The following is a 556-nucleotide window of genomic DNA, read 5'->3' as shown; positions in this document are numbered from 1 at the left end:
AGAGAATCCAGTTTTGCAAGAAATCGGAACGCTGACTCGAGACCTTCATGATTCACTAAAGCAGTTCAACCTCGATCAACGCATGACCGAAATAGCTAAAGATGAAATCCCGAATGCTCGGGATCGTCTGCACTATGTGATCGAGAAAACGGAACTGGCAGCAAACAAGACGATGGATGCAGTAGATTGCTGCCTTCCAATCGCCGATAACCTGCATGATTGCCTTCAACAAGTTCGTCCTCAATGGAATGAACTCATGTACGGGCGCATTGAATTAAGCGAATTCAAAGCTCTGTGTCACCGTATCGACAAACTGCTTGTTCAGGTCGAAGGTGATAGCACTGAATTGCGCGGTCAGTTGACCGAAATTCTTATGGCGCAAGACTTCCAAGACTTAACGGGTCAAATTATTCGTCGCGTAATCACGCTGGTAAACGAAGTAGAAGGCCGTTTGGTGGAAATCCTCACCGTATTCTCTGGCCAAAAACCAGCAGAACAGGTTCAAGTTTTGTCAGAACCGGCAGATAAAAAGATTAAACAATCAAGCGAAGCCGAA

General features: G+C 45.7%; 1 protein-coding gene. It reads left to right on the top strand.

Translation table 11 applies throughout. The annotated features are described in order from the left end of the window. Window positions 1-556 (top strand): protein phosphatase CheZ (locus R7F64_RS24240; protein WP_318072198.1); only part of this gene is annotated, 556 nt, incomplete at both ends.

This window comes from Vibrio sp. Vb1980 (genome assembly GCF_033338615.1).
Classification (GTDB): domain Bacteria; phylum Pseudomonadota; class Gammaproteobacteria; order Enterobacterales; family Vibrionaceae; genus Vibrio; species Vibrio alginolyticus.
The sequence above is the reverse complement of the archived record's forward strand: the minus strand, read 5'-3'. Positions and strand labels throughout refer to the sequence as shown.